Below are 7,332 nucleotides of genomic sequence, written 5' to 3'. Positions count from 1 at the left end.
CGTACGTACGGTGGTGTGAGAGGGCTGAAGTAAAGAAGAAATCCTTTCCGGGTTTCCGAAGGTCTAAAAGTCTCCTTTACTTTGCTCTACTCGATTAATACAGCTTCTCGTTAGGCCATCTGCTCGATCACCGAGGCAGCCGAATGAGGTTCTTCTGTAGAGATGATTTGTAGGTCTTGATAGGTATTCACCACTTTCTCAATGGCCTGAGCATCTATGCCAAAGTCCGTAGACCAGCGTACTTCCTCTGCAGCTCGCTGGGCATGCTGTGGGCTCAGGTCATAGGCTTTCATTATTTGCTCAGCCAGGTTTGCTGAGGTTTGCAGGTGGTGGCAGTGACTATTGATGGTTTGCAGTACCTCACGGACCTCATCGCCGTGATTTTGCAGCGTAGCAGTGTTTGCTGCTAGTACAAAGCATGGCCAGGGTGTCTCCAGTACGTCGATGCGGCTTATTTCTCCTGCTTCTACATACGGGTGGGTGGTGTATTTTTCCCAGAGAAAAAGATCTACCTCCTGTCGCGCAAAAGCAGCTCGAGCTCCATCCAGATTGTTGACCACCACAAAGTCCAAGCTTTCGGGTGACCACTGGTACTTTTCGGCCAGCAGGTAAGACATCATGTGGGATCCTGACCCGAATCGGCTGATCGCCACACGGCGGGAATGCATGGTCTCCGGCAGTATCTCAGCATTATTTATAGTGCTGTGTACTCCCCATTTGAGGGGGGATTCTACGTAGTTTTTGAGGATGCGGATGTGGTTGCCTTCCAAAATGCTCTTGGTGACACCCTCCAGAAGTATGACGGCCAGGTCTAGCTCACCCGTATGCAGTAGCTGTGACAGGGCGCCAGTACCTTCCGGTACAGCTTGCCATTTTAGTTCGATATTTTTCGAAACTAGTTGTTTGCTGGCAATTGCGTGATGGATAGGAAGGTTGAAATATTCTGGTACGCCTCCGATTTTGAGGTTTGTCATAGCCGTCTCTTGTCTAAAAATAGGCTGCAAAGATGGTGTATTAACTCAGAATTAAGAAAAAATGAAGGTTTTTTACCGTGTTTGGGGATGGTTGGCTACCCATAAGTGTATGTCAATTATGAGTAGCTACCTGTTAGTAATTAATCTCAGATCGGGTGCTACCCTACCTGCTCATAAAAAAGCTTTTCGCCTATATCCATCCAGCTTTTGATTTGTTTTCGGAATTTTCCATATGCCTCATATACGCGGGCAGACATGGTATCTTGAGCGGTGAGGTCAGCAAGCACGCTATCTGTAGCCTGTTTCAAGCCCATGAGCACTTCATCAGGAAATGGTAGCACCTCCACTTCGGGTACTTGGAGGATTTTATGGAGATACTCGCCGTTTTTGGCATCAAACTCCGCCATCATCCATCGGTTTAGTCGGTAGCAGGCTGTTTTAATAATTTCCTGAAGGTCGGCTGGCAGTTCCTGAAACTTGCTTTTGTTTACGATCATCTCCAGCACAGGGCCTGGCTCATGCCACCCTGGTGAATAGTAGTATTTGGCTACCTGATGAAAGCCCATTTTATAATCGTGATAGGGGCCTATCCACTCCGTAGCGTCTATCACACCTCGCTCCAGGTTGGTATAGATTTCACCTCCCGAGACCAGCATCGGTGTGCCTCCGGCCTGCGCCAGCACTTTGCCTCCAAGGCCAGGCATGCGCATCTTGAGGCCTTTCAGGTCTTCGATGGTGTTGATTTTTTTATTGAACCAGCCGCCCATTTGCATGCCGGTGTTGCCACAGATAAAGGGTTGTAAGTCAAACGGAGCATAGAGCTCCTCCCACAGCTGCTGTCCTCCGCCAGAGATGATCCACGAGCCCATCTGCTGGGCGTTCATGCCAAAAGGCACGGTAGTGAAAAAAGGTGCAGCAGCTAGTTTGCCTGCCCAATAGTAGGCTGCTCCGTGGTTCATTTCCACAGCGCCATTGCTTACCGCATCAAAACCTTCCAGTGCGGGGATCAGTTCGCCACCACCATATACGGTTATTTCCATGCGTCCACCAGACATCTGCTTGACCCATTCGGCAAGCATTTTACAGCCTTCTCCTACTACCGGAAAGTTTGGGGGCCACGTGGTGGTCATCTTCCAGTGGTAGGTTTTATTGAAATTGATGTTGACGTCCTTTTTGGCCTCTGGGCTACATGCAGCCACTCCCAGCGTAGAGGCTGCTGCCAGTGAAGTTCCGGCCTTTTTGATAAACGATCGTCTGTTTGTATTTGATGAGTCTTTCATAAAATACCCAATGTGATTTGAGAAGTTTAAAAAATAATTATTTCTGAAACTGAAGGAACCAGCTGTATAGATCCTGTCCACCATAAACGCGTGTCCAGGCATCGTGTCCCATGTCTTCGTGAGTAGTAAATCGCAGTTCTTTCAGTCCGTATTGTTCGAGTGCATTGAGTCCCGGATAAAAATACTGAGGCTGTACCACCGGGTCGCGCCCGCCAGCAAAGGCCCAGACAGGTATTTGGTTTTCGGCGATAGATGCCATGAGGTCAGGGTGGCCCCAGCCCACCACTGGAGCTACTGCGGCAAAGCGCTCGGGGTAGGTGCTGGCCATGTACCAGCTGCCAAACCCACCATAGCTCAGCCCAGTAAGGTACACCCGGTTTTTGTCGGCTTTATAGTTGGTAAGTACGTGATCTAGCATCGCATTTAAGTCATCTTCTGTTTCGGGCCATCCCCAGGGTAAGCCTCGAGCTTCCACATACAAGTTAGAATCGGCCGGTGCACCAGTCATAGGAAAGTTCATTTTCCATTTTTCGGGTCGCTCCGGTGTACCGTTTGCTAATCGCTTCGGTATTTGATCTGGCGTACGGTTAGCTATGTAATCAGCCACTGTATCCATGCCAAACATGGGCAGCTGTGGAGCGATAATGATAAAAGGCAGGTTACGCTTTTGGATCCATGCTTCATAAAGTGGGCCGTGGATGATCACATAGTCCAGCTCGTCTTTGCCATTGCCACGTTCTCCATTGCCATGCAAAAAGAGCATCACCGGCAGTCCCTCAGTAGTTTCTTCATAGCCTTCGGGGAGGTAAAGGAAAAACTCGCGCTCCAGGTTGGTAGCGCTACTTTGGTAGGGAATGCGGAGCAGCTGGGGTTCTGATAGGGGCTGCTCACAGCTAAAAAAGTGTAGGCATAGGATACCTGCAAGAAAAATTAGGCTTTGTGTTTTCATAGATCGCACTAAGATAGCTGATCAGCGGTATTTAGGGAGTATTTTTGGGTTGGAGGTTTCGTTCTCAGATGCGGGACAAGTCAAAGAAACTCCGGTAGTTGGCCGGATTGGTTTAGGACTGAAGTAAGGGTTAGTATTTCTTCTGTCTTAATGAGTTTGAGTCTACAACAGTTAAGGTTCGTTCAAAAGTTAGATTGGGGTTGGTGGCTAGTTGAGAAATGATATGAGCAGTTTCAAGTGGTTCAGAGGGTTGAAATCTGATAAAAATCACACCAGCGTTTGGCTTAAACCCATGTTTGAAAATAAGTTCACCATAGTCACTGTCATAGGTAATTATTGTGCGATCTTGTTCAATTGCCAAGGCCATAACTTGTTCGTCTGAGATGCCCGGATCGTCGACTCCCATAGAAGTGATGTCAATTCCCTTTGATTTTAAATAGTTAACGCTAGCAATAGGAACATTTTCGTTCGCAAGAAATTTCAATGTGAATGCGGATTAGGCGTTTGAATAAAGAAGTCCGTCCTTCATACATTCCTGTATGTAGGAGAATACAGCTTGTAAGGACTCTTGAGTTAAGCGTGGGTAATTTTCGAGGATTTGTTGTTCAGTCCATCCTTGAGCTAGTAGGCCAATAAGGTGTTCCACGGAAATTCTGGTTCCTTTGATGGTTGGTTTGCCCAGTAGCACTTTGTTGTCCGATATTACATGATCTCGCCATTCCATAAATCAAATTTACGAAGATTTTAGAGGAAAGTTGATTATCAAAGATAGTTCACTACAGTAGGGTATAAGCAGGGTTGCCCGTTTCAGATTAAAGCCAAACACTACCAACTATGCACTACCTGCGCACTTTTCTTTTTCTGATCCTAACTGTGGTATGCTGCCCTACCAAAGGCCAGTGTCCTTCTGACACCCTCACTACTACCATATTTAGCTATAACCCATATACCTGGACAGTAAATGGGACCACCTACGATCAATCTGCTCATGTGGAGTTTGTAGATGATCATTGTACCCTTCAGCAGCTTAACCTTACCATTCAGAATCCTCGCATCATTGCTGAGCGTGTGTTTACCTGTGGGGCATATTACTGGGCACGTACAGGTGAAACCTATGAAATAGATGGTACTTATACATCTGCTGGTACTGATGATGCTGGAAACCCGGTTACCTATGAGCTTACGCTCACAATTAACAATAGCTATGGGGCAAGCACCGGGACTACCTCATGCGACGAGTGGATGTGGCATGAGCTGGAGCTGCCAATAGGTGATGGAGAAGGTAGTGCAGTAAGTATCGATGGCTCCGGCACCATTGTAGCCATTGGCAACCATCGAGTGGGCGAGCTCGAAGGAGGTGCGGTAAGTGTCTACCAATGGACTGTTGGCGGTTGGCAGCAGCTGGGCGATACTTTGCAAGCCGAACACAGCTCCGACAAATTTGGACATACAGTGAGTTTGTCTACTGATGGCAAGCGCCTTGCGGTGGGTGCTCCCTATAGCTCCAATGGAGATGGCACCCAGCAGGGGTATGTAAAAGTGTACGAATGGAATGGGACTCAGTGGGAGCAGCAAGGAATTAAAGTGATTGGTCTTACCCGGTATGATGAGTTTGGGTATTCCGTAGACCTAAACAACGACGGCACAGTGTTTATCGCTGGGGCGCAAAGTTCTAACCGAGTGGCATTTGAGTTGGGAGAAGCCCGTGTGTATCAGTGGGTAGGAGATGCCTGGGTGCAGCTGGGAGACTATCTCTATGAGTATGAATATGAAAATATCCCTGACAATCACGGATCTGATGTAGCCATCTCTGGCGATGGACAGACGGTGATGGTTGGCGCCTGGTATGCAAGGCACAGCAATGGAGCCTATGCTGGTGGTAAACACATCATCTACGACTGGGACGGCAGCAGCTGGCAGGAGCGGACCACCTTTCACGGATATCGGAGATTTATGCAAATAGGCAGAGCGGTGACGCTAAATGAAGAGGGTACTCACTATGCCTCGGCAGGCTCGGGCGATCGTACACAATCAGGCATCGTTTTCGCCTCACAAGGTACACTAGGAGAGTTGCATAGTGATGTAACAGGCGATCTTATGGGACGATCTCTCAGCTTAAATCAGCAGGGAAATATTTTAGCGGTAAGCTCTGCCCAAAACGACGATGTGGCTCAGGCGGCGGGTAAAGTGGCGGTTTACCGATTTGCTGGTGGGAAATGGAACCAACTCGGACAAACCATTTTTGGGGAGGTCCATATGGAACAATTCGGGACCAACCTGGAAATAAACGGTGATGGTACCGTGATGATCGTAGGTAGCAACAATGGAATAAACTCTTCAGGTGATCCGGTGATTGGGACTCATGTATACTACCTGGGTTGCGCCACAAATGCAACGACTTGCTCGTCAGCTGTAGTGTATAAGAATGGAGCATGGTCAAACACCACTGGTCCCGAGTCAGGTGATGTCGTCTTTGTGGAGGACGATTTGATGTTAAGTGAAGATCTGGAGGTAGCTGTGCTCACCGTCACCGCTGGTAATACACTCACGGTGAATTCAGGAGTGACATTGGATATTAAAGGTGATACCGAAATCGAAGGAGAGCTCATTGTCAATTCCGGAGGTTCGCTATTGACCTATGAGGGAAATGATTTTCAAGGGAATGTTACTTTTAAACGAACCACCCGATATGCTGACGGAAAGTACTCTTTTGTTGGTTCGCCCATTTACAATGATTGGACGCAGCAAGCTGACGTATTGGCCCCCATCGTCTATCGGTATGATCAATATCTGCCGTATGGCAACGATGGCCTCAGCCGATGGTTGGATGCATCTACTTACTACCTGATTTCCTATTTAGGGTTTGCCGCTGCAGGCCAGCAGGAAATTACACTCACGGGTATTCCCAATGTAGGTAGTCACAGTGGTTATATGGGCTATGCGGAGGACACCACGACTAACTCCGATCACTGGGGCTGGCACTTGCTGAGCAACCCTTACGGCGCAGCGCTTGATGTGTCGGCGTTTTTAGCTGGGAATAGTGCCATCAATGGGTTTGTAGCACTGTGGGATGATCCGGGAAGTGATCAGGCGCGCGGTGACAATTCAGATTATCTAATTGCAAATGCGCTGGGTACAGTTGCCGGGCCAAATGGAGGACAGTTCACAGGCTATATAGGAGTAATGCAAGGTTTTTTCGTGCAAATGGCAGGAGCAAATGGCACGGTTACCTTCACCGAAAACATGCGAGTTTCAGGTCACAATGCGGATACTACCTTCTTTCGAAAAACAGATGAGTTACATCGGTTTTGGCTGACTATTTCAGATCAATCAGGAAACTACTCAGAGACGCTGGTGGGCTTTCACGAGGAAGCCACCGTAGGGAGGGATCGGCTTTTTGACGCTACCAGGCAAAAGGTGCAGTCAGCTTTCAATGTATACACGCTGCTTGAGCAACAGGCACTGGCAATTCAGGGCTTGCCCAAATCCAGTGCGACTATAGCAGTAGGGCATGATTTGGGGAGCAGCCAAACGGTGGATATCGCCATAAAAGCAGCCAACCTGCCAGCAGGGAGCACCATAAAGCTAAGAGATAACCGGACCGGCGAAACGCATGACGTAGGCAATGAACCTGTGCCTATTAAGCTACAAGCGGGGGTGTCAGTGCATCAGCTAGATATACTCGTAGACTTTGGTGATGCCTTAAATACTAATCCTGGCGAAAGATTTCGAATACACACTTTTTCCAATTACTGGATGGTTTCGTTGGGCGAATCGGGGAATCAAGGAGTCTATCAATTGCTAAACTTCGCCGGACAGTTAGTTGGATTTGGGGAATGGACTGGGAATAATTTAGAACTACAGAAGCCGGCTACAACGGGAGTCTATTTATTGAGACTTCAGGTAGGAAATAGGCTTATAGTACGTAAACTCATTGTGGAATAAAAACAGCATGATCATGAAACTAAGCATCACCATATTTCTTTTGACAGGTCTCTCATTGGCGGTACTGGGGCAAGGGCCTGGAGCACCACCCGCTACCCCCATCGATGGAGGACTTCTGGTCCTGCTGGCGTCAGGAGCAGCACTGGGAATTCGTCGGATTATCAAAAGCCGCTAGCAGCTTGTG

General features: G+C 48.1%; 7 protein-coding genes. 2 read left to right on the top strand and 5 right to left on the bottom strand.

Annotated features, from left to right (window positions below):
• Positions 1-110: 110 nt before the first annotated feature.
• From C7460_RS19885 to C7460_RS19865, 5 genes are all read right to left on the bottom strand, one after another.
• A complete protein-coding gene (locus C7460_RS19885) occupies positions 111-974 on the bottom strand; it encodes an ABC transporter substrate-binding protein (RefSeq protein WP_115869892.1) in 864 nt (287 codons plus the stop codon).
• A 158-nt stretch (positions 975-1,132) separates the two neighbouring features.
• A complete protein-coding gene (locus tag C7460_RS19880; RefSeq protein WP_115869891.1) occupies positions 1,133-2,254 on the bottom strand; it encodes a TRAP transporter substrate-binding protein in 1,122 nt (373 codons plus the stop codon).
• Positions 2,255-2,291: 37 nt separating this feature from the next.
• Positions 2,292-3,203 carry a carboxylesterase family protein gene (locus C7460_RS19875; RefSeq protein WP_115869890.1) on the bottom strand — a complete coding sequence of 304 codons (912 nt, stop codon included), beginning with the start codon at positions 3,201-3,203 and terminating at the stop codon, positions 2,292-2,294.
• 130 nt (positions 3,204-3,333) lie between these two features.
• Positions 3,334-3,687: a DUF5615 family PIN-like protein gene (locus C7460_RS19870; protein ID WP_115869889.1), complete on the bottom strand. Its 354-nt coding sequence runs from the start codon at positions 3,685-3,687 to the stop codon at positions 3,334-3,336.
• A gap of 12 nt (positions 3,688-3,699) precedes the next feature.
• The gene (locus C7460_RS19865) at positions 3,700-3,927 is read right to left on the bottom strand and encodes a DUF433 domain-containing protein (protein WP_115869888.1); all 228 of its coding nucleotides are present in this window, start codon (positions 3,925-3,927) and stop codon (positions 3,700-3,702) included.
• A gap of 110 nt (positions 3,928-4,037) precedes the next feature.
• Between C7460_RS19865 and C7460_RS19860 the strand changes: the two genes are divergently transcribed.
• Both C7460_RS19860 and C7460_RS23880 read left to right on the top strand, forming a co-directional pair.
• Positions 4,038-7,148: a T9SS type A sorting domain-containing protein gene (locus C7460_RS19860; RefSeq protein ID WP_115869887.1), complete on the top strand. Its 3,111-nt coding sequence runs from the start codon at positions 4,038-4,040 to the stop codon at positions 7,146-7,148.
• Between the two features lie 13 nt (positions 7,149-7,161).
• On the top strand, positions 7,162-7,323 hold the full coding sequence (locus C7460_RS23880) for a PID-CTERM protein-sorting domain-containing protein (protein ID WP_170148116.1): 162 nt from the start codon (positions 7,162-7,164) through the stop codon (positions 7,321-7,323).
• The last annotated feature ends 9 nt before the right edge of the window (positions 7,324-7,332 follow it).

It is taken from the genome of Marinoscillum furvescens DSM 4134 (assembly GCF_003386095.1).
Lineage (GTDB): Bacteria > Bacteroidota > Bacteroidia > Cytophagales > Cyclobacteriaceae > Marinoscillum > Marinoscillum furvescens.
This window is presented reverse-complemented; position numbering and strand designations above follow the sequence as displayed.

Bases quoted from the DNA above. Each gene is read 5' to 3' on its own strand.
- C7460_RS19885 (WP_115869892.1), bottom strand. From the start codon at position 974: ATGACAAACCTCAAAATCGGAGGCGTACCAGAATATTTCAACCTTCCT.
- C7460_RS19880 (WP_115869891.1), bottom strand. From the start codon at position 2,254: ATGAAAGACTCATCAAATACAAACAGACGATCGTTTATCAAAAAGGCC.
- C7460_RS19875 (WP_115869890.1), bottom strand. From the start codon at position 3,203: ATGAAAACACAAAGCCTAATTTTTCTTGCAGGTATCCTATGCCTACAC.
- C7460_RS19865 (WP_115869888.1), bottom strand. From the start codon at position 3,927: ATGGAATGGCGAGATCATGTAATATCGGACAACAAAGTGCTACTGGGC.
- C7460_RS19860 (WP_115869887.1), top strand. From the start codon at position 4,038: ATGCACTACCTGCGCACTTTTCTTTTTCTGATCCTAACTGTGGTATGC.
- C7460_RS23880 (WP_170148116.1), top strand. From the start codon at position 7,162: ATGAAACTAAGCATCACCATATTTCTTTTGACAGGTCTCTCATTGGCG.